Source organism: Nocardia sp. NPDC049526 (assembly GCF_044465765.1).
Lineage (GTDB): Bacteria > Actinomycetota > Actinomycetes > Mycobacteriales > Mycobacteriaceae > Nocardia.
In genome coordinates, this window is record NZ_JBITMA010000003.1 from 470,826 (window position 1) to 492,667 (window position 21,842).

General features: G+C 67.5%; 16 protein-coding genes. 10 read left to right on the forward strand and 6 right to left on the reverse strand.

Annotation, left to right across the window (positions count from 1 at the left end):
* Positions 1 to 234 precede the first annotated feature (234 nt).
* From ACIBW7_RS11695 to ACIBW7_RS11705, 3 genes are all read right to left on the reverse strand, one after another.
* Positions 235 to 2,280 (reverse strand): FHA domain-containing protein, encoded by a 2,046-nt coding sequence (locus ACIBW7_RS11695; protein ID WP_397046217.1) that lies wholly within the window; start codon positions 2,278 to 2,280, stop codon positions 235 to 237.
* A 420-nt stretch (positions 2,281 to 2,700) separates the two neighbouring features.
* On the reverse strand, positions 2,701 to 3,531 hold the full coding sequence (locus tag ACIBW7_RS11700) for an SDR family oxidoreductase (protein ID WP_397046218.1): 831 nt from the start codon (positions 3,529 to 3,531) through the stop codon (positions 2,701 to 2,703).
* A gap of 25 nt (positions 3,532 to 3,556) precedes the next feature.
* On the reverse strand, positions 3,557 to 4,981 hold the full coding sequence (locus ACIBW7_RS11705) for an MFS transporter (RefSeq protein WP_397046219.1): 1,425 nt from the start codon (positions 4,979 to 4,981) through the stop codon (positions 3,557 to 3,559).
* Positions 4,982 to 5,111: 130 nt separating this feature from the next.
* On the opposite strand from ACIBW7_RS11705, the gene ACIBW7_RS11710 reads away from it, so the two are divergent.
* A complete protein-coding gene (locus tag ACIBW7_RS11710; RefSeq protein ID WP_397046220.1) occupies positions 5,112 to 5,783 on the forward strand; it encodes a TetR/AcrR family transcriptional regulator in 672 nt (223 codons plus the stop codon).
* Positions 5,784 to 5,803: 20 nt separating this feature from the next.
* Positions 5,804 to 6,331, forward strand: coding sequence for a GNAT family N-acetyltransferase (locus ACIBW7_RS11715; protein WP_397046221.1), 528 nt, complete (start codon positions 5,804 to 5,806; stop codon positions 6,329 to 6,331).
* 2 nt (positions 6,332 to 6,333) lie between these two features.
* Here ACIBW7_RS11715 and ACIBW7_RS11720 read toward each other — a convergent pair whose 3' ends face one another.
* Together ACIBW7_RS11720 and ACIBW7_RS11725 are read right to left on the reverse strand one after the other, a co-directional pair.
* Positions 6,334 to 7,887, reverse strand: coding sequence for a glycerol-3-phosphate dehydrogenase/oxidase (locus ACIBW7_RS11720; protein ID WP_397046222.1), 1,554 nt, complete (start codon positions 7,885 to 7,887; stop codon positions 6,334 to 6,336).
* Between the two features lie 60 nt (positions 7,888 to 7,947).
* Positions 7,948 to 8,556, reverse strand: a complete 609-nt coding sequence (locus tag ACIBW7_RS11725; protein WP_397046223.1) for a TetR/AcrR family transcriptional regulator — start codon at positions 8,554 to 8,556, stop codon at positions 7,948 to 7,950.
* A gap of 185 nt (positions 8,557 to 8,741) precedes the next feature.
* Between ACIBW7_RS11725 and ACIBW7_RS11730 the strand changes: the two genes are divergently transcribed.
* Together ACIBW7_RS11730 and ACIBW7_RS11735 are read left to right on the forward strand one after the other, a co-directional pair.
* Complete coding sequence (locus tag ACIBW7_RS11730; protein WP_397046550.1) at positions 8,742 to 10,319, forward strand: FAD-binding oxidoreductase; 1,578 nt, start codon at positions 8,742 to 8,744, stop codon at positions 10,317 to 10,319.
* Complete coding sequence (locus tag ACIBW7_RS11735; RefSeq protein WP_397046224.1) at positions 10,316 to 11,272, forward strand: YegS/Rv2252/BmrU family lipid kinase; 957 nt, start codon at positions 10,316 to 10,318, stop codon at positions 11,270 to 11,272. The genes ACIBW7_RS11730 and ACIBW7_RS11735 overlap by 4 nt, the downstream gene beginning before the upstream one ends.
* Positions 11,273 to 11,282: 10 nt before the next feature.
* On the opposite strand, the gene ACIBW7_RS11740 is transcribed toward ACIBW7_RS11735, so the two are convergent.
* A complete protein-coding gene (locus tag ACIBW7_RS11740) occupies positions 11,283 to 11,963 on the reverse strand; it encodes an AAA family ATPase (protein WP_397046225.1) in 681 nt (226 codons plus the stop codon).
* 414 nt (positions 11,964 to 12,377) lie between these two features.
* On the opposite strand from ACIBW7_RS11740, the gene ACIBW7_RS11745 reads away from it, so the two are divergent.
* The 6 genes from ACIBW7_RS11745 to rplU all read left to right on the forward strand — a co-directional run bounded on the left by ACIBW7_RS11745 (position 12,378) and on the right by rplU (position 21,815).
* Entirely contained in the window at positions 12,378 to 15,056 is a 2,679-nt protein-coding gene (locus tag ACIBW7_RS11745; protein WP_397046226.1) for a valine--tRNA ligase, read from the forward strand.
* A gap of 86 nt (positions 15,057 to 15,142) precedes the next feature.
* Entirely contained in the window at positions 15,143 to 16,513 is a 1,371-nt protein-coding gene (locus ACIBW7_RS11750) for a bifunctional folylpolyglutamate synthase/dihydrofolate synthase (RefSeq protein ID WP_397046551.1), read from the forward strand.
* A gap of 170 nt (positions 16,514 to 16,683) precedes the next feature.
* Positions 16,684 to 17,025, forward strand: coding sequence for a DUF4233 domain-containing protein (locus ACIBW7_RS11755; protein ID WP_174566316.1), 342 nt, complete (start codon positions 16,684 to 16,686; stop codon positions 17,023 to 17,025).
* A gap of 45 nt (positions 17,026 to 17,070) precedes the next feature.
* On the forward strand, positions 17,071 to 17,487 hold the full coding sequence (gene ndk / locus ACIBW7_RS11760) for a nucleoside-diphosphate kinase (RefSeq protein ID WP_327096241.1): 417 nt from the start codon (positions 17,071 to 17,073) through the stop codon (positions 17,485 to 17,487).
* A gap of 543 nt (positions 17,488 to 18,030) precedes the next feature.
* On the forward strand, positions 18,031 to 21,198 hold the full coding sequence (locus ACIBW7_RS11765) for a translation initiation factor IF-2 N-terminal domain-containing protein (protein WP_397046227.1): 3,168 nt from the start codon (positions 18,031 to 18,033) through the stop codon (positions 21,196 to 21,198).
* 305 nt (positions 21,199 to 21,503) lie between these two features.
* Entirely contained in the window at positions 21,504 to 21,815 is a 312-nt protein-coding gene (gene rplU / locus ACIBW7_RS11770) for a 50S ribosomal protein L21 (RefSeq protein WP_040687720.1), read from the forward strand.
* Positions 21,816 to 21,842 lie beyond the last annotated feature (27 nt).

Here is a 21,842-nt window from a genome sequence, read left to right on the forward strand (position 1 = left end):
AAACTCGGTTGCCGGTGACATTTGGATTCTCCGCGATACCCTGCGCTCGCACGACCTGGGCCGTGGACGGTGCGCGCCCCTTGTTCGCCTCACAGTCGTAGTCGGCGCGCGACGGATCCGCAGCGTCCTTCGCCGCGTAGCGCTGTCACCGTTGACTGCGCCAGTTGCCGAATGGCCCTACGCAGGCCTTGTGCGCTGAATGTCGGCAGGCTCGACGAATCGGCCGCTCACCACTCAGGAGCGGCGGCGTTTGCTCGTGGCCTCGGTTGGGTGTTTCGGGTGGGCCTCGGTGCGGTAGGTGAGGATGCGTTGGCCTATGCGGAGGCTCCAACCGGGATGTAACTCAGTGGGGGTGGTGCCGATGCGGGTCCATTCGTCGGCACCGGGAGCGGCGATGAAAGTGCCTGCGGGGGTTGCGGCGTCGCGGACGTAGACCTTGCCGCGGTCGACCGAGACGTAGGCGTGCACCCGCGAGACGTGGCGGTCGCGCGGGACCGCAAGGGGCGTCGCAGTGGCGGCACGCACCGTCTCGTCGATCATCGGGCTGCGGCCGACAACATACGGCCGGTCCAGCGGAAATGCGGAGCCATCCGCGAGAACCAGCGCCCCGACGGGCTGCCCCGCCCCCGAGTTTTCCGGGTTTTTCGCGCCGCCAACCGGTCGCAATGGCCGCGGTCGTACGCCCCGCAACGCCGGAATCTTGTGCAGTGCGATCGGTTCCGGCCGCGCTGCCACTGCCGACCGCGTTCCGGCGGCCTCCTCCCGTTCCTGGGCGGACATGGCCTGGGTACCGATATCCTCCGGAGCGTCTTCCGGCCCGGACCCACCGGACGGTGCCGAACCACTCGGCCGCGGCTCCGATGATGCCGCGCCCGGCCGGGCAGCGGCAGTCGATCCGGCCGGCTCGGGCTTATCGCTCGCCTCGTCGAATCCCACGGCCTGCGCCGCCGATCGTTGCGGGGACCGGCCCGAGTCCGTCGATCCGGTGGGGCCTGCTTTCTCGGTTGGCTCGCCGTATTCGGCGGAGTTGGCAGCGGCTTGCTGTGCGCGCCGGCCGGAGTGTATCGATCCGGTGGGACCTGCTTTCTCCGTTGGCTCGTCGTGTGCCGTGGACTCGGCACCGGATTGCGGGGACCGGCCAGGGTGTATCGATCCGGTGGGGCCGGCCTTTTCGGTCGGCCCGTCGTATTCGGCGGCGGATCGTTGCGGAGACCGGCGAGCGTGCGCCGATCCTGCGCGGCGCGTCTTCTCGGCGGACGGATCGGCTTCGGCTGACCGCGCAGCGGGCTTTTGTAGGGATCCCGTTGGGCGGGCGGATCCGGCGGCGCGCTCGAAGCCGGTGGCTCCGGCGGATCCAGTGGCTTGCGCTGCGCCGGTGGGCTGATCAGTTGTGGTGGGTCGGGCGGGATTTCCGGCCACCGCCGAATCTGGTCGCTGTCCCTGCGTGGCGGACCGTGCAGCGGAGTGTTGCGTTGATTCGGATGAGCGCACGGACTCAGCGGCTTGCGATGAGGCATGGGGCTGAGCCGTTCGCGGCGATTCTGCCGACTGTCCCTGGGCGACGGACCGTGCAGCGTAATGTTGCGTTGGTTCGACAAAGTGGGCTGACTCGGCGGCTTGCAATGAGGCGCTGAGCTGGGCAGATCTGGCGGGTCGCGGCGTGCCGACGCGTTGGCCGGTCGGGGTGGGTTCGGATTTCGCGGTCGGCTCGCGCAGCGCTTCCGATCCGGCCGGAGCGGTGGGTGGCGGCTCAGCGGTGGGGGTGCCGGTGGTGCGAGCTCGGGTGGCTGCGGATTTTCCGGTGCGACGGGCGGCTATGCGCAGGACGAAGCCACTGCCGGGGACTATGCCGCCGCGCAGGTCGGTGCGTGGCAGTTCGTGGATCGGGAAGGCGCTATCGGCGCCGACCGAGATCCGGCGCACCGGTTCTCGCACGATTTCGTCTACCCAGGTGAACGCGCGGGCTCCGGAGAGTCGCCGGGTTCCCTCCGCGCCTTGGATCTCCGCGCTGACCTGCCCGCGCAGCAGAATGACGGTGCCGTCGGCCGTCGGTGCGATAACGCCGAACGGTGGCGGTTCGGAATTGCCGCCGAAAACCACCGCGGCCAGCCGCTGCGCGATCGCCGCACCGGGATGACGCGCATCGGCCACGGCCTCGATCGCACCGAGTATCCGGTCCGTGGAAGGGGTTTCGCCGGCGAGATAAACGACAACCGCACCGAAGCGTGCGATCAGACCATCGCCCAGCGCAATCCCCACCGTCGACGCGTCATTCCGCACTCGCGCCTCCTTCCCGGACCACTACCGGCGTCCAGCATAGAACGTGCCCGGCACCCCACACCGGCCCTCGACGAACCGAAAGCGCGCACCCGCGGTGATCCTTACCCGCCTTGATCTCTGACGTGTCGTGCATCACTCGATGCCGAGAAGTCGGGCTCCCTCGGCGCTGCCCGCTGCGAGCCTGCAAACCGTTGCGGGTGAGCTCGTGCGTCAGCAGGTGAACTTCGGCGTGCTGAGCATTTGGCAGACAGGGTGGTCGTCGGTGCCAGTCCCGGAGGGCGGCCGCCGTGACTCCGCACGATCGGCCAACGCCCCTGGGCGGCACGGAATGTCTGTGCCGCCCAGGGGCGGGGTGAATCCCGTTGAGCCGCATTCCGGCGGTGCGTGAGCCTGCACGATCAGCCAGGTCAACTCGCAGGGTCAGCCGGTGAACTCGGACGCGTGGTCTTCGAGCCAGGTGGTGAAGGGCCGGGCCGGGCGGGTGGTGAGCGTGGTGATGGTATCGGTGACCGGGGTGGGGACGCCGTCGCAGCGGCGCCAGTAGTCGAGGAGGCCGTCGACGTAGTGGGCGGGGATCAATTCGGCCATCTCCTGTCTCCACGCGTCGGGGGTGACGTGGGCGATGGTCGCGGTGCGGCCGGTCATCTTGCCGATCAGATCGATCTGCGCGGTGAACGTCAAGGTCTGCGGACCGGTGAGGGTGTAGACACCACCACGGTGGTCCGGTTTCGTAAGTAGCGCGTGGGCGCACTCGGCGACGTCGAGTTCGTGGATCGGATCGGTGTAGGCATTCGGGTAGGGGAGACTGACCGGGCGGTCGGCCTTGATCGCGAACGACCAGCCGCGGGCATTGCCCGCGAAGGCGCCGGGGCGCAGCACGGAGACGGTCATCGGTGCGTCGGCGAGTCCGAGTTCGGCGTCGAGATGGGATTTCGCGACCGGATTGGTGACGGCATCGGGATCGAGCACCGCGGACGAGGACAGCAGCACGATGTGATCGACTCCGGCTTCGGTTGCGGCGGAGACGAATTCGGTGATGCACTTGGGTTCGGCGTACAGGAATACCGAGCTGACGCCGTCGAGTGCGGCGGCGAAGGTGGCCGGGTTCCGGAGATCGCAGGCGACTGCGGGCACTCCCGCGGGAAGCTGCTCGGGCCGGCCGGAACCGACGCGGACGGCGTGGCCGTCGGCGCGTAGCAGGGACAGGAGATCGGTGGCGACCGCGCCGCGGCCTCCGGTAATGAGAATCATCAGAAGTCCTCGGGTCGAAGGTGATTCAGTGCTGCGGCTCGGCCTGGGCATTTCGCGGCAGCAGCCGCACCAGACCGAGGCTGATCAGCGTGATGGCGGTGACGAATACGAGGCTGGCCGTGAGTGCGTGCGCCGTACCGGAGCCGACCGTATGGAAGTACACCGTGGTGATGGCGGCGGCGCCGATCGCATTGGCCAGTTGCTGTACGGCGGAAAGGGATCCGCTTCCACTACCGGTCTCGGACGGATCGATATCGCCGATGGTGACAACGAAGATGCTGCCGAAGCAAGTGCCCATACCGAGACCGAGCACGAGGATCGCCACGGCGAGAGCCCAAGGGGCAATACCGATTCCGGTGGTGAGTGCGAGAACCAGTAGCAGACCGGTGCCGAAAAGGGTGATCAATAGTCCGATCAGGATGAGATTGCGACCGAGTTCGGCCAATAGTCGGTGCGCGGCAATCGACGCGATGATGATCCCGACGGCCAGCGGCGCGAGGCCGAGCGCGGCTTCGGTCGGGCGATAGCCGAGGCCGTTCTGCATGAACAGCGACAGCACGTACAACAGCCCGGAGACCGCGGCGAAGAAGACGAGTCCGAGGATCAGACCCGAGGTGAAGCCCCGGTTCCGCAGCAACGTCGGCTCGATCAGCGGAGCGACCGCGGTGACCTGCCGACGGGCGAACAGCGCGAAGGCCGCGGCTCCCGCCGCCATGGACGCGAACGATGAAGCGGTCCAGCTGTGGGCCGAGCCGTCGATCAGACCGAATAGTGTGCCGAGCATCGCTGCGGCGAGCAGCACAGCGCCGAGTGCATCGATGGTGACGGTCCGATCGCCCGGTTCGGTCGGCAGCAGGCGATAGGCGGCGGCGAATGCGAGCCCGCCGAGCCCGATATTGATCAGGAAGATGGCGCGCCAGCCGAGGCCGAATAGATCGGCATCGACCAGAAATCCGGCCAGGATCGGTCCGCATACTCCGGACAGGCCCAGGGCCGGGCCGAAAACGCTGAATGCCTTACCGAGCTGTTCACGGGGAAAGACACTGGTCAGAATGCCGAAACCCTGCGGGATCAGCATCGCGCCGAAGGCGCCCTGTACGAGCCGGGCGCAGATCAGCGTGGTCGGATCGACGGCGAGGCCGCAGGCGATCGAGGCGAGGGTGAACCCGGCCAAGCCGATCAGGAACAACCGGCGTTTACCGAAGCGGTCGCCGAGTCTGCCGCCGACGACGAGCAGAACGCCGAGGGAGAGGGCGTATCCGGCGCCGAGCCACTGAATCAGCGCTGGTCCGCCGCGCAGATCCCGGGCGATCGTCGGCGCGGCGATATTGGTGATCGTCGAGTCGAGTAGATCGAGGATGTCGGCCGCCAGAATTACCGCCAGTATCGCCCATATTCGGGCGCTGACCTTGGTATCTGGTGGTGCTGCTTGCTGTGTTGGGGTGGTCATGTCCAGCTCTCGAGGAAGAAGTATCGGAAGCGAACGTCGATCGTTACGAACATTGTTCGATTCGGTCGAACCATATGACGCGAACAACGTTCGTGTCAAACGCTGTTCGTCGAGGCGTATGCTCCGGGATATGAGCGCCGCACCCGTCAGCCGCCGGGCCCGTCCCGCGAAGGCACCCCTCAGTCGTGAGGCCATCATCGAGACCGGCCTGCGCATCCTCGATCGCGACGGTTCGGCCGCCCTCACCATGCGCCGTGTCGCGCAGCACCTCGATACCGGCGCGGCCTCGCTCTACGTCTACGTCGCCAATCGCGACGACCTGATGGCCGCCATGCTCGACCACGTGCTCGGCACGGTGCCCGAACCGGCGGGTGACACCTGGCATGACCGCCTCACGACACTGGTCGAGACGACCGTGGACGCGATGTCCAAACACGAGGGGCTCGCACTGGTCGCGCTCGGCTCGATACCGACGAGCCCGAACGCCCTGCTGATCGTGGAGCGCCTACTTGCCCTGCTCGCCGAGGGGGGAGTGGACCCGCAGACCAATTCCTGGGCCGTCGACCTGATCTACCTGCACATATCCGCGCAGGCCGTGGAGCAGAGCGCGTACAACACCAAGGACACCAGCGAGCAGGACTATGTCGCCGAGGTCGCCCGGCACTTCGCCGAACTACCCGCCGACCGATATCCGATGCTGGTCGCCATGCGCGAACAGATGCTGGCGGGCGGCGGCGACGATCGATCTCGCTGGGCGTTGCGCGCACTGGTCAACGGCATCCTGGCTACTCCGGTCGAATGAATGCCGTGGGAGAATCGTCCATGCGGATGATTCGACCGGCGGTCGAGGACGACCTGCCGACACTGCAAGATATCGAGCGTGTGGCGGGCAAACCATTCGCCGACATCGGGATGATGGCCGTTGCCGATGACGATCCGCCGTCACTGGATACGCTCCGGGAATTCCAGCGGGCGGGCCGCGCCTGGATCTATCCCGATGACGCGGGCCGCCCGATCGGCTATCTGATCCTCGGAATCGTCGACGGTAACGCCCACATCGACCAGGTCTCGGTGGATCCGGACCACGCGGGCAAGCGGATCGGCAAGCGGCTCATCGACCATGCCGTGCGCTGGGCGAAAGCCCAAGGGATGCAGGCGATCACGCTGACCACCTTCATCGATGTGGCCTGGAACGGCCCGTACTACGAACGCCTCGGCTTCCGCTTTCTGACCCCTGCCGAGGAGACCGCGGAACTACGCGAAATTCGTGCTGCCGAGGCCGCGCACGGCCTCGACCTCTGGCCGCGCGCCGCCATGCGAGCCGAACTCGGCGCCTGGCAGCTGGACTGAAGCTAATGCTGCCGCGCGAAGGCGGCCTCCGCTGCGGGCATGGCCGCGGCGCGGTCCTCGGGGACGAGACCGATCCGGGTGCGGCGGTCCAGCAAGTCGTCGGTGTCGAGGGCGCCTTCGTGGGTGATTGCGAAGGCGAATTCGGCTGCGGTGACGTCGATTCCGGGCGCGACCTGTTCGGCAAGGGCGGGATTCCGGTCGGCCGGTTCGAGTACGGACGCAGACTCGCTGCCGTAGCGCTCGACCAGCACGGTCGGGGCTTTGATGCGGTCGCGGGCGGCGCCGGAGACCGCGCCGACCAACGGAAGTCGCTTGGTTCGGCACGGCTCAGCGGTGAGGTTGCCGTGCGCGATCGCCGCATCGACGGCGTCCTCGGCCATCTGGCGGTAGGTGGTGAGTTTGCCGCCGACGATGGTGACGACGCCGGCGGGGGAGTGCAGGACCGCGTGCCGGCGGGAGATATCGGCGGTGCTGTTGTCGGCCGTCCTCAGTAGCGGGCGCAGGCCCGCATAGGTGCCGCGAATGTCCTTGCGGGTCAATGGATCTCGTAGTGCGGTGTTGATGGTGTCGAGGAGGAAATCGATTTCCGCTTCGGTGGGCTTCGGCTCGTCGGGGACCGGACCGGGGGCGTCCTCATCGGTGAGACCGACGTAGACCCGGCCGTGCGCGGCGGGGAAGGCGAAGACGAAGCGGCTGGTGCTTCCGGGCACCGGGACGGTCAGCGAGGCGGTGAGACCGCCGAATGATTCGGCATCGAAGACCAGGTGGGTGCCTCGACTCGGACGGAGTTCGATGCTCGGGTCGACCTGATCGGCCCAGACGCCGGTGGCATTGATGACGGTGCGCGTCCGGATGGTCATGGCCGCACCGGTCAGGGTGTCGCGCAGGGTGGCCGAATCTCCGGTCACGTCGAGGGCTTCTACGCGGGTGAGGATCGTCGCGCCCTGCGCGGCCGCGGTGCGGGCCAACGCAACGACCAGCCGCGCATCGTCCACCAGCTGTCCATCCCAAGCCTGCAGGCCGCCGCGCAACCCGTCGCGACGCACGGTCGGCGCCAACCGCAGCGCTTCGGCGGTGGCGACCCGCCGCGAACGCGGCAGCGTCGCGGGCGAGGTGCCCGCACTGCGGCGCAGCACATCCCCGGCGACGAAGCCCACGCGAATCAAAGTCCGTTGTGCGATACCAATTTCCGGAAGCAGCGGCACCAGTTGCGGCAGGGGGCGAACGAGATGCGGTGCGGTGGTGGTGATCAGGATCCCACGCTCGACCGCACTTTCGTGTGCGATGCCGACCTGTCCGCCGGCCAGATACCGGAGTCCGCCGTGTACCAGCTTCGAACTCCACCGGCTCGTGCCGAATGCCAGATCGTGCCGCTCCACCAGCACGGTTCGCAGCCCGCGCGCGGCGGCATCGAGCGCCGCACCGGCACCGGTCACGCCGCCGCCGATCACCAGCACATCGATTTCGCCGCCGTCGCCGAGCAACTGCAGCTCACGGTTGCGGCGTCCGGCATTCAGCGCGGAATTTCCGTAGGTATCAGCCGAATTCGCGGTCATTACAATCCTTTTCGATGGCGTACCGATGGCCGAAGCATTCGGTCATTGCAATGGGCTTCGTCATTGCGCCTTCTCGACGGGAGCCAGGTAACCGTCGATCGCACGGGCCAACTCGGTATCCAGCGCCGGCCCGGCCAGCAGGGGCGCGACCGTACCGGCCGACTGCACCGCCGACTGCGCGATGAGCAGCATCATCGTCGCCATCTCCTCCGGATCACCCGCGCGAATCGTGCCGTCCCGGTGGCCTTCCCGGATACCCGCGCTGAACAGCTCGATCAGCGCGCGCTGGTTGCGCCCGAGGCGACCGAAGACGTAGGTCAGCATCAGATCGGTATCGGTGCGAAAGATCTTGCCGAACAACGGATTCGAGCGAATCGTCGCCGCACCCGCGACCACGCCTTCGACCAGCCGGATGCGCGCACCCCCCGCGGCGGGCATGGTGTCGGCGACGATCGCGCGCAGTTCGCGCACCAGCAGTTCGGCCACCAGCGATCCGGTGTCGGGCCAGCGCCGGTATACGGTCGGCCTGCTGACGCCGGCCCGGCGGGCCACCTCGGTGAGCGTGGTGCGGCGCACCCCGAACTCCTCCACGCAGGCCCTGGCCGCGTCGAGGATCGCGAGATCAGTGGCCGAGAGCGGATCATCGGGGGCGGACGCTGCGGAGGTCATCGAGTATCACCACCGGGGGTCGGGGGCACCGAAGTGCCGGAAAACGAGTGTCTGATCGTTACTGCTTGACAGTATATGTCAAACTGTAACGCATGGTCGAGACGCAACAGCACACCGACGAAATCGGATCGTCCGGGACCGGGGCGCCCGCCGCAAACCCGGGCGCGCCGACGTATGCGGCGAGTATGGTTTGGGACGCCTGGGGCATCCCCGCCGGACACAAGCCGCTTTCGGCTTCGATTCGGAACCTGTTGACACAGGTATTCGGAGTATCCGGTGACCCGGTGGCGCGCCGCGATGAGGGCGATGTGCCGCTACGCGAGTCGACGCTGACACCGACTCAACGGGACGGGTTGGTCGCGGTGGTCGGCGTGGGCAGCATTTCGGTCGACCACCACGATCGTCTGCTGCACGCGGGCGGTAAGAGCACCCCCGACCTGCTGCGCCGTCGCGCCGATGGTCCGCAGGACGCCCCGGACGCCGTGGTCTTCCCGGCCGATCACCAGCAGGTACTCGCGGTGCTCGGTTACTGCGCCGACAATGCCATCGCGGTCGTCCCCTTCGGCGGCGGTACCAGCGTGGTGGGCGGCGTCGATCCGGTCCGTGGTCGCTTCGACACCGTCATCGCACTGGATCTGCGCCGCCTGGACGGTATTTCGGACATCGACGCGGTCAGCGGCACCGCCACCCTCGGCGCGGGACTCACCGGCCCCAAGGCCGAGGAACTCCTTGCCGCCCACGGACTTTCGCTCGGCCATTTTCCGCAGAGCTTCGAATTCGCCAGCATCGGCGGATTCGCCGCAACCCGGTCCTCCGGTCAGGCATCGGCGGGCTACGGACGCTTCGACGACATGGTCCAGCACCTCGAGATCGCGACACCCAGCGGCACCATCGAACTCGGCCGCGCGCCCGCCTCCGCCGCGGGTCCGGACCTGCGTGAACTGTTCGTCGGGTCGGAGGGGGCGCTCGGCGTGATCACCGGGGTCACGCTGCGAGTGCATCCGGCGCCGGAGACCATCGGCTACCAGGCGTGGTCGTTTCCGGACTTCGAAACCGGCGCTGCCGCACTGCGTTCGGTGGTGCAGGCGGGTGCCGCGCCCACGGTGCTGCGGTTGTCCGATGAGGTCGAGACCGGAGTCAACCTGGCGCGCTCTGCCGATGTCGGCGGCGAGGCGGTGGCCGGTTGTCTGGCGATCACCACTTTCGAAGGTACCGAGGCGCATGTCGCGGCCCGCAGCGCCGAGGCGGGCGCATTGCTCGCGGCGGCGGGCGGGACTGCGCTGGGACAGACCCCGGCCGAGGAATGGGAGCACGGGCGTTTCGCCGCACCCTATATGCGCGATGCGCTGCTCGATCTCGGCGTGCTCTGCGAAACCCTGGAAACCGCGACCACCTGGTCGAATCTGACCGAGCTCAAGGCGAAGGTGACTGCGGCACTGACGGATTCGCTCGCCGAGCAGGGCACTCCGCCGCTGGTGATGTGCCACATCTCACACACCTATCCGACCGGAGCGTCGCTGTATTTCACCGTCATCGCCAAGCAACTGGACGATCCGATCGCCCAGTGGTCGGTCGCGAAACACGCGGTCGGTGACGCGATCGTGACCGGGGGCGGCACCATCACCCATCATCACGCCGTCGGCACCGACCACCGCCCATGGATTCCGGACGAGATCGGCGATCTGGGCGTGCGCGTGCTGCGCGCGGTGAAGCGGGAATTGGATCCCGCTGGCATTCTCAACCCCGGAAAGCTGGTCCCGTGATACCGGATTCGCATCCGGTGCGTGCGGTCACCGTGGTGACCAATCCGCAGTCCGGTGTCGGCAGAGGGCAGGAGGTGGCCGCGGCCGCGCTGGCGCGCTTCGCCGCGCAGGGCGTCGAGGTCACCGAGGTGCGCGCACCTTCGGCCGCCGAATCGGTACGTCAGGTGCGGGATTCGATAGACGGCGGCACCAAGCCGGACGCGGTGGTCTGCATCGGCGGCGACGGGTTGATGAACGTCGTACTGGAAGCCATCGCGCAGACGGGCGTGCCGCTCGGTCTGGTCCCCGCGGGCACCGGCAACGATCTCGCGCGCGAAATCGGCGTGCCCACCGACGATCCCGTCGCAGCCGCGGACCTGATCCTCGGTGGTCGCACCCGCACCATCGACCTCGGCCGCATCGAATCGCCCGTGCCAGGATTCATCCCCAAGTGGTTCGCGACCGTCACCGGCACCGGCTTCGATGCGCGAGTCACCTTGCGCGCCAACGATATGCGCTGGCCCAAGGGGCCGCTGCGCTATACCTTCGCCGCACTGGCGGAGATATCCGGCCGCTTCACCGTGCCGTACCGAATCGAGCTGTCCGGCGTCGTGCCCGGCGCACTCGACAATCCCGAGGCCGACACCGTCATCGAGACCGACGCCGTCATGGTGGCCATCGGCAATACCCGCACCTACGGCGGCGGCATGCGGGTCTGCCCGGACGCGGTAATGGACGACGGGCTACTGGATCTGACTGTCGTAGGCGCGGTTTCGCGCCTGGATATGCTTCGCATGCTGCCCGCTCTGTCGGCGGGTAAGCGAATCGATCACCCGGAGTCCAAGCAGTATCGCGTAGCCCAGGTGACGCTGACCGCTCCCGGCGCTCCTGCCACCGCCGACGGCGAACCGGCAGGCACCCTCCCCGTCTCCCTTCGCGCGGTCCCCGGCGCGCTTACCGTGCTGGTTCCATGATTGCTACTGGTCAAGCCGCGAAACTGACCCGGCTGAGGCGGTCGACGGCGGTCCGGTCGAGGACAACGGTCGATACCGGCGCGGGCGGGGGTGGACGGCCGGAGTCGACGGCGCGGATGAGGCGATCCCAGCGTCGGCAGTGCAGGGTGAAGGCGACCGGATTGATACGGCGTCCGCGGGCGTGCTGACCGGCCCGTGCCACACCGGCGGGCACATCGAGCAGGATCACGTGTAATTCCCGGCCGTAGCGTCTTGCCCAGCGGCCGATCATTCTTCTGGCCCAGCCGAAGGTGGCGCAATCATGGATCACCACAGGTCCGGCACCGTCCCGCAGCGCGGCCCGGATTCCGGCGTAATGCGCCACATGCACCACTGGTCGCCACAGCGGATATGGGAGTCGACCGAGCTTGTGCCGCCATCGATTTCGGGAATGGTGCGAATCCAGCACCACCGTGCCCCCGGGGCCACGCGGCGGCTCCTCGGCATCGGCTTGCGCGCCGAAGAACAATCGCAACGCCGTACTCTTGCCCGCCCCCGGAATCCCGGCCACGAGCAGCGCCGACCGCGCTGGATACCGCAGTTCCTCGATCGTGCGGCCGCGCAGATCGTGCACGGAATCCGGTGTTACGACCCGGATATCGGGGAGTCGCGGTTGCGAACTGGGATCAGGCGAATCAAGCGGAGGGTCCACCTCTTCCAGGCTCCCCAGCCCGATTCGATCAGGCAACCGGGAAAACCCTGATTCTTGCCGGGTATTTCAAGAGTTGGGATACCACCCGTCGCGCACACGGTCATTCCCCATTACGGAGCCCTGCTCGCGCACAAGCACGACCGGGTTGTCGCCGCCCATCCGGTCGGCCCAGGATCCGGGGGGCCGGGCATCAGACGCGCCGTCGGGGCGGGAGAAAGTGCTGTTCCGGTGACCGCGTAATGAACGCGTCAAGAAGCTGAGAATTAGTTGTGGATTCGGGGCTCGGGCCGGTTTCGGCGGTAAGCTCTCCGGGTGTAGGCGGAGTCTTCGGTGTCCCTCATCCACCGAAGACTCCGCCGCTTTTATGCCCCGGCCCTTTTATGAGCTCAGCGGGCATCCCACTAGAATGCCGGGGTGACCAGCGCAGCCCCTGACAACCCGCGTAATCGTGCCGATGCCCTCCCCAAGAGCTGGGTTCCCAGCGAGGTGGAGGCCGAGATGTACGAGCGCTGGGTAGCGGCTGGTTACTTCGCCGCCGATCCCGCCAGTGACAAGCCCGGTTACTCGATCGTGCTGCCTCCACCGAATGTCACCGGCAGTCTGCACATGGGCCACGCGCTCGACCACACCCTGATGGACACCCTCTCGCGCCGCAAGCGCATGCAGGGGTACGAGGTGCTGTGGCTGCCGGGCATGGACCATGCGGGCATCGCCACCCAGACCATCGTGGAGAAGCAGCTCGCGGTCGACGGCAAGACCAAGGAAGACTTCGGCCGCGAACTGTTCATCGACAAGGTCTGGGACTGGAAGCGCGAATCCGGCGGACAGATCCAGTGGCAGATGCGCGCGCTCGGCGACGGCGTCGACTGGAGTCGCGACCGCTTCACCATGGACGACGGGCTCTCGCGGGCCGTGCAGACCATCTTCAAGCGCCTGTACGACGCGGGCCTGATCTACCGGGCCGAGCGTCTGGTCAACTGGTCGCCGGAACTGCGCACCGCCATCTCCGATATCGAGGTCAAATTCGAGGATGTCGAGGGCGAGCTGGTTTCGCTGCGCTACGGCTCGCTGAAAGACGATGAGCCGCATGTGATCGTGGCCACCACCCGGGTGGAGACCATGCTCGGCGATACCGCGGTGGCGGTGCATCCGGAGGATCCGCGCTACAAGGATCTGATCGGCAGCACCCTCGAGCATCCGATCACCGGCCGCCAGATCCCGATCATCGCCGACGACTATGTCGATCCCGAATTCGGAACCGGCGCAGTGAAGATCACGCCCGCGCACGACCCCAACGACTTCGAGATGGGCCTGCGGCACAACCTGCCCATGCCGAACATCATGGACGAGCGTGCCCGGATCACCGGCACCGGAACCGAATTCGACGGCATGGACCGGTTCGAGGCGCGGGTCAAGGTGCGCGAGCGGCTCGCCGCCGAGGGCCGGATCGCCGCCGAGAAGCGGCCCTACCTGCACAGCGTCGGACATTCCGAGCGCAGCGGCGAGGCGATCGAGCCGCGCCTGTCGATGCAGTGGTGGGTCAAGGTGGAGTCGCTGGCCAAGGCCGCCGGTGACGCGGTTCGCAACGGCGACACCGTGATTCACCCGACCAGCCAGGAACCGCGCTGGTTCGAATGGGTCGACAATATGCACGACTGGTGTATCTCGCGGCAGCTGTGGTGGGGCCACCGCATCCCGATCTGGTACGGCCCCGACGGCGAGGTGGTCTGCATCGGTCCGGACGAGACCGCCCCCGAGGGCTGGGTGCAGGACCCGGATGTGCTCGACACCTGGTTCTCCTCCGGCCTGTGGCCCTTCTCCACCATGGGCTGGCCCGATTCCACCGAAGAGCTCCAGAAGTTCTATCCGACAAGCGTTCTCGTCACCGGCTACGACATCCTGTTCTTCTGGGTGGCCCGGATGATGATGTTCGGCACCTTCGTCTCCGACGATCACGTGCTCACCGCGGGTAAGGGCGGCGCGAAGCAGGTGCCGTTCAAGGATGTGTTCCTGCACGGCCTGATTCGCGATCAGTACGGCAAGAAGATGTCCAAATCACGCGGCAACGGCATCGACCCGCTGGACTGGATCAACTCCTACGGCGCGGACGCGCTGCGCTTCACGCTGGCGCGCGGTGCGCAGCCCGGCGGTGACCTCTCGGTCGGCGAATCGCATGCCCTCGCCTCGCGCAGCTTCGTGACGAAGCTGTTCAACGCCACCAAGTTCGCACTCATGAACGGCGCGCAGCCGGGCGTGCTGCCCGACCGCGCCGAACTCACCGACGCCGACCGCTGGATCATCGATCGGCTCGAACAGGTTCGCGCCGAGGTGGATTCGGCCTTCGACGCCTACGAATTCGGCAAGGCCTGCGAGGCGCTGTACCACTTCGCCTGGGATGAGCTGTGCGACTGGTATCTGGAACTGTCCAAGGTGCAGTTCGCCGCCGGTGGTTCGCGCGCCGAGTCGACCAGCGTCGTGCTCGGCAATGTGCTCGACGCGGTGCTGCGGCTGCTGCATCCGGTGATCCCGTTCGTCACCGAATCGCTGTGGCGGGCGCTGACCGGCGGCGAATCCGTCGTCATCGCCAGCTGCCCGGAGGCCACCGGGGTGGACACGGATGCGATTGCCGCACAACGGATTTCGGATACGCAACGCTTGATCACCGAGATCCGTCGCTTCCGTAGCGATCAGGGGCTGGCCGATAAACAGAAGGTGGCGGCCAAGCTGATCGGCCTGGATACCGCCGGCCTCACCGAACTGCACGATTCGGTGACCAACCTGGCCCGGCTCACCGAGCCCGGCGCGGAATTCGCCGCGACCGCCTCGGTCGAGGTGCGCCTGAGCGGGTCCACCGTGACGGTCGAGCTCGACACCTCCGGCGCGGTCGACCTCGATGCCGAACGCCGCCGCCTGGAGAAGGACCTCGCCGCGGCCGAGAAGGAATTGGCAACCACCACAGCCAAACTCGGTAACGAGGCGTTCCTGGCCAAGGCGCCGGATCAGGTGGTCGACAAGATCAAGGGGCGTCGTGATATCGCCGAGGGCGAGGTCGCGCGCATCGGCGCCCGACTCGCGGAATTGAGCGGCAAATGAACGCAGAACCGGAACCCCAGTACGCCGACGACGAGCACCCGAAGCGGCGGCTCGGCTCGGGGCCGTCCCCGGTGGACCTGGCCGAAATGGCGTTGGTCGAGGCGGAATTGGATCGGCGGTGGCCGGAGACCAAGATCGAGCCCTCGCTCACCCGGATCACGACGCTGATGGATCTGCTCGGCTCGCCCCAGCAGAACTATCCGGCCATCCATATCGCGGGCACCAATGGCAAGACCTCGGTGACCCGGATGATCGATGCGCTGCTGACCGCGCTGCACCGGCGCACCGGCCGGATCACCAGCCCGCATCTGCAGCTGGCCACCGAGCGGATCAGCATCGACAACGCGCCGATCACCCCGGCCAAGTACGTGGAGACCTACCGCGAGCTGCTGCCGTATATCGAAATCATCGATAAGCAGTCCGCCGCCGCGGACGGCCCGGCCATGAGCAAGTTCGAGGTGCTCACCGGCATGGCCTACGCCGCCTTCGCGGAGGCCCCGGTGGATGTCGCCGTCGTCGAGACCGGTATGGGCGGCCGTTGGGACGCGACCAATGTCATCGACGGACAGGTCGCGGTGATCACCCCGATCGGGCTGGACCACACCGATTTCCTCGGCGACGATCTCGCGTCCATCGCGGGGGAGAAGGCCGGGATCATCAAACGTGCCCCGGAGAGCCTGGTGCCGCGCGATACCGTCGCCGTCATCGCCGAACAGGAACCCGAGGCCATGGATGTGCTGCTGCGCCGGGCAGTCGAGGTCGATGCCGCGGTGGCGCGCGAGGGTTCGGAGTTCCGGGTGCTGGCCCGCCAGATCGCGGTCGGCGGCCAGCAGCTCGAATTGCAGGGCCTCGGTGGGATTTACGACGAGATCTTCCTGCCGCTGCACGGTGAGCACCAGGCCCGCAATGCGGTGCTCGCGCTGGCCGCGGTCGAGGCGTTCTTCGGTGCCGGTGCGGATCGGCAGCTCGATATCGAGGCGGTGCGGGCGGGCTTCGCGAGTGTCACCAGCCCTGGCCGGATGGAGCGCATGCGCAATGCCCCGACCATCTTCATCGACGCCGCGCACAATCCGGCGGGCGCGCAGGCCCTGGCCGCGGCGCTGACCGCGGAATTCGACTTCCGCAAGCTGGTCGGTGTCGTCGCGGTGCTCGGCGACAAGGACGTGGCGGGCATGCTGGACGCGCTGGAACCGGTACTCGACGAGATCGTCGTCACCAACAACGGTTCGCCGCGCGCCATGGATGTCGAACGCCTCGCCGACCTCGCAGTGCAGCGCTTCGGTGACGAACGAGTGGTCACCGCCGAGACCCTGCCCGACGCGCTGGAAACGGCCATTGCTATTGCCGAGGAGGTCGGCGATGCGGGCGAGATGGTTTCCGGTGCGGGCGTTGTGGTAACCGGATCCGTGGTCACTGCCGGTGCGGCGCGGGCGCTGTTCGGGAAGGACCCGGCATGAGCTGCGCGGTTCGGATGCGGCAGCATGCGTAAGCACGTGGGGCCCGCTAATGCCGAGAAGGAGACAGCGTGACCGAGTCGACCGGCGACGCCGCCGAGCCCGAGCGGACCGACGGCGAGGCGCAGGTCCCCCCACCCGCAGCCGACCCATGGAAGGGTCTGCGCGGCGTCATGGCGGGCACGCTGATTCTCGAGGCGATCACGGTGCTGCTCGCATTGCCCGTGGTCGGGTCGGTCGGCGGCGGCATCGGCTGGTTCTCCGGCAGCTACCTCGTCGTCCTCGCGCTGGTGATGATCCTCGGCGCCGGACTGCAACGCCGCCCATGGGCCATCCCGTTCAATCTGGGCCTGCAGGTCCTGCTGATCCTCGGCGTCTTCGTGCACATCTCCATCGGCGTCATGGGTGTCTTCTTCGCCGTCGTCTGGGGCTTCATCCTGGTGCTGCGCGCCGACGTCAAGCGCCGGATGGAACTCGGCCTGCTGCCGAGTCAGCGCATCCAGGGCTCTTCGTAGCCGCCGGTTCGGTCACCGGGGGTATCGCCCATTAGGCTGTTCGCCGTGACTGAGCAGACGTTGGTACTCATCAAGCCGGACGGTGTGGCCCGTGGCCTCGTCGGTGAGGTGCTGGCCCGGATCGAGCGCAAGGGGCTGAAGATCGCCGCCTTGGAGCTGAAGCAGGTATCCGACGAGTTGGCGCGTGGCCACTACGCCGAACATGCCGAGAAGCCGTTCTTCGGTTCCTTGATCGAGTTCATCACCTCCGGCCCGGTCGTCGCGGCCATCCTGGAGGGTCCGCGCGCCATTGCGGCGTTCCGTCAGATTGCCGGCGGGACCGATCCGGTCGAGAAGGCCGTCCCCGGCAGCATTCGCGGCGACCTGGCGCTGGAGACCCAGGAGAACCTGGTGCACGGCTCCGATTCGCCGGAATCGGCCAAGCGGGAAATCGCTCTCTGGTTTCCCGAGTTCCCGGCCTGATGTATGTAGGGCCTCGAGGCGCGAGCTGCGCGAACAGACAGCGCAGCTGGCATCGCCGCGAGGCGAAGGGCGTGAGCTGCGCGAACAGATAGCGCAGCCGGCATCGCCGCGGGGCGTAGCCGAGCGCCGGCGAGGCGAAGTCGTGCGGCGATGGCGAGACGTCGCCGCACTGTGTGGGATACTGGCAGTGGTTGCTGACGATACCGACTGTTCGCGCAGGTACGCGGACGATCGGTGCCGGACGGTAACCGGATGACACTGCGGTTCGATGCCGATCATCGCTGCTACGAACAGCTGGCCTGTTGCTGGGGCCGGAGGTTCGCGTCGGCACGCTGGATGAGCGCTCGCGCCGTGGAGTTCAGCCAACAGCCAGGCGCCGCGTGACCAGTTAGCCCGACCGACGAAAACCATGGGTGTTAACCGGACACGCGGGGCGAGACCACTTGACCTTGCGCCAACCGCGTGAGGTGAACGGACAGTGCCCCCGCGTCGGCCGCGTCACTCCTGCCAGGAGGGACGCGCCCGGGGACCCGAGGAGACTTCGTGGCCGATCAAGAGCCGCTGACAACAACATCACAGGATGCCGAACAATTGCCGGAGCGAATCCGAGTTCACGCGCTTGCCAAGCGGCTGGGGGTAACCAGCAAACGCATCCTGGCCAAGCTCGCCGAGTTGGGTGCCGACGCACGTAGTGCGCAATCGAATGTCGATCGAGCGGTAGCGGAATCTGTCCGCGATGCGCTCGGCACGGTGGAATCGGAGGTCGTCGAACCCGAGGCGCCCGAGACCGCCGTGCAAGAGCCGGTTGCGGCCGAGCCCGAGCCGCCGGCGCCTGAGCCGGTTGCCGCGGAGCCCGAGCCGGTTGCGGCCAAGCCCGAGCGGGGACCCATTTTTTCCGCGCCGGACGAGGCGATCGACCAGTCCGAATCGCTGCCATCAGGGGAGCAGCCTGCGGCGCATCAGCCGTCGGTGCAGTTGTTCACCCATTCGGTTCCGCAAGAGCAGCATGTAGCGACGCCGGTCGTCTTCGAGGCCGCAGCCTCGGTTGCCGCACCGCTGTTCCTGCCGCCGGACGCGGGGGCCGCCGAGGAGGCGCGTCGAAAGCGTCGGGTCGAGCGCGACAGCCGTCGCGCCGAGGAAGCCGCGGTCGAAACCGTCGAGGAAGAGCCCGAAACCACCGAGGACGAATCCACCGAACAGCAGGGCGAGGCGGATCAGCCGCGTCGTCGTCGGCGTGGCCGTCGGGGCCGGGGGCGGGGCCGGGGTGAACAGCACACCGACGCCGAATCCGAGGGCGACGACACCGAAGCCACCGACGAGAGCGCCGAGGACGATCAGGCCGCGGTCAAGAGCGAGGCCGAAGCCGAGCCCGGCGACGACACCGAGACCGAGGACGACGAATCCGGTGTGCCGGAGGGGTCGAGCCGCCGTCGCCGTCGCCGTCGTCGCCGCAAGGTGGCGGGGGATGGCGCCGATAGCGAGAGCGTCTCCGATGACGACCCGCCGAATACCGTCGTGCACGAGCGTGAGCCGCGCAATAAGAGCCGCAGCCGCGCCACCGTCGACGAGGTGCAGGGCATTACCGGCTCGACCCGGCTCGAAGCCAAGCGGCAGCGTCGGCGTGACGGTCGTGAGGCCGGTCGCCGTCGCCCGCCGATTCTGACCGAGTCGGAGTTCCTGGCCCGCCGCGAGGCGGTGGACCGGGTCATGGTCGTGCGCGAGAAGACCTTCCCGGAGCACCCGACCGCGACCCAGGTCGCCGTGCTCGAGGACAACATCCTGGTCGAGCACTTCGTCACCAATACCGGCTCGGCGTCGATGGTCGGCAATGTCTACCTCGGCAAGGTGCAGAATGTGCTGCCCTCGATGGAGGCGGCATTCGTCGACATCGGCCGAGGCCGCAATGGTGTGCTCTACGCCGGTGAGGTGAACTGGGAGGCCGCCGGTCTCGGCGGTAAGGAGCGCAAGATCGAGCAGGCGCTCAAGCCCGGCGATCAGGTGCTGGTCCAGGTCTCGAAGGATCCGGTCGGGCACAAGGGCGCCCGGCTGACCACCCAGATCAGCCTGGCCGGACGCTTCCTGGTGTACGTGCCCGGCGGTTCGTCCACCGGCATCAGCCGCAAGTTGCCCGATACCGAGCGCAAGCGGCTCAAGGAGATCCTGCGCGATATCGTGCCCGCCGATGCCGGAGTGATCATCCGCACCGCGTCGGAAGGTGTCAGCGAGGCCGAACTGGCCCGCGACGTCGAGCGGCTGCAGGCCACCTGGCGCACCATCGAGAAGGCCGCGGGGACCAAGGACAACGGCGGGCCCAAGACGCTGTACGAAGAGCCGGACCTGCTGGTCAAGGTCATCCGCGACCTGTTCAACGAGGACTTCTCCAAGTTGGTCATCGAGGGTGAGCGGTCCTGGAGCACCGTCGAGAACTACATCCGCACGGTCGCGCCGGACATGCTCGCCCGGGTCTCCCGGCACGAGAACAACGGTGTCGACGTCTTCGAGACCTATCGGATCGATGAACAGCTCGCCAAGGCGCTCGATCGCAAGGTGTGGCTGCCCTCGGGCGGCACCCTGGTGATCGACCGGACCGAGGCGATGACCGTCATCGACGTCAATACCGGCAAGTTCACCGGTGCGGGCGGCAGCAATCTGGAAGAGACGGTCACCAGGAACAACCTGGAGGCGGCCGAGGAGATCGTGCGCCAGATGCGGCTGCGCGATATCGGCGGCATGATCGTTGTCGACTTCATCGACATGGTGCTGGAGTCGAACCGGGATCTGGTGCTGCGCAGGCTGACCGAGGCATTGGGCCGCGACCGCACCCGCCACCAGGTCTCCGAGGTGACCTCGCTCGGCCTGGTGCAGATGACCCGCAAGAAGCTCGGCACCGGTCTGGTCGAGGCGTTCTCGACGACCTGTGAGCACTGCCATGGTCGGGGCATCGTCGTGCACACCTACCCGGTGGAGCTCACCGGTGCCGAGGACAGCACGCGCGGCAGCCGGGAGACCGGCTCGCGGCGGCGGCGTGGCCGGGACAAGGGTGCGGCGGCGAGTGCGCCCGCCGCGGCCGGCAATGGCACCGCGCATGCTGTCGAAGACGAGGCGGAGATCGCGGTCAAGCGTGCGCATCCGGTGGCATTGGCAATGGCGGCGCATCAGTCGGAGGAAGAGCACACGGAAGATGTCGCGGACCTCGAGGACGTTGCGGTGGCAGCAGCCGTTGCGGATGTCGTCGCCGTAAGCGATGAGGCTCCGGTCGAGGAGGTCGTCGTCTCCGAGTCCGTCGCGGCGGTCGCCGAGGAAGCCGCGGAGGCCGTAGCCGGGGAGGTCGCAGAGGCGGAAGTGGTGGCCGAGGAGGTCGTCGCGCCCGCAGCCGAGGAGGTCGTCGCGCCGGTCGCTGCCGCGGCTTCGGCGCCCGTTGCCGATGAACCCACGGAGCCCGCGGTAGAGCCGGTTGCGGCATCGTCCAACGGTGTGCCCGAATCCGCCGCACCCCGTTCGACCGGCCGCAGACGTCGCGTCGCGCGTTCGGCCGCCGCACCGGCCGCCGACAGCGCCGGAGCGGTCTTCGTGCTGCCGACGGCGGATCAGGGGCCGGCAGGGCCTGTCGTGGACTACACGGCGGATGTGCCGGTCGTGGTGCCGACGCGCAAGCCGCGCCGCCGGGCCGTCGGTCGTCCCGCCGGACCTCCGGTGGACGACGCGAACTGATTGCCACGATCGGATCGAAAACCTGGGACCCCCGCCGCATTCCGCGACGGGGGTCCTGCCTTTCGCGGGCACCGGTTTGGTCGGGGTGGTACCCGTCCTGTAATCTTGGACAGTCGCTGCCCGGCGACAGCGCTTATCCGCGCTGTGTTTGTGACTCGGCTCGAAGCCGAGAGCCATCAGGTTGCTGAGGCGGCGGTGACTACCAGACCAGAGTGCTGTGGTTTCCAGCCGGAGTCATCCGGGCGGGAGCACGCAGCCGCGCGAGCACGAGCCGCGCGCTTTACAGGAAGAAGGGCAGCCGACCGATGGCAACGTACGCGATCGTCAAGACCGGCGGAAAGCAGTACAAGGTCGCGGTCGGTGACCTGGTGAAGGTCGAGAAGATCGAGGGTGCGCCGGGTTCGTCCGTGGCGCTGGCCCCGGTTCTCGTGGTGAACGGCGCCGAGCTGACCACCGATGCGGACAAGCTGGCCAAGGTTTCCGTGGCCGCCGAGGTCGTCGAGCACACCAAGGGCCCGAAGATCCGCATCCACAAGTTCAAGAACAAGACCGGCTACCACAAGCGTCAGGGTCACCGTCAGCCGCTGACGGTCCTCAAGGTCACCGGCATCAAGTAAGCCTCCGCGCTTTCTCGAATTACTTCA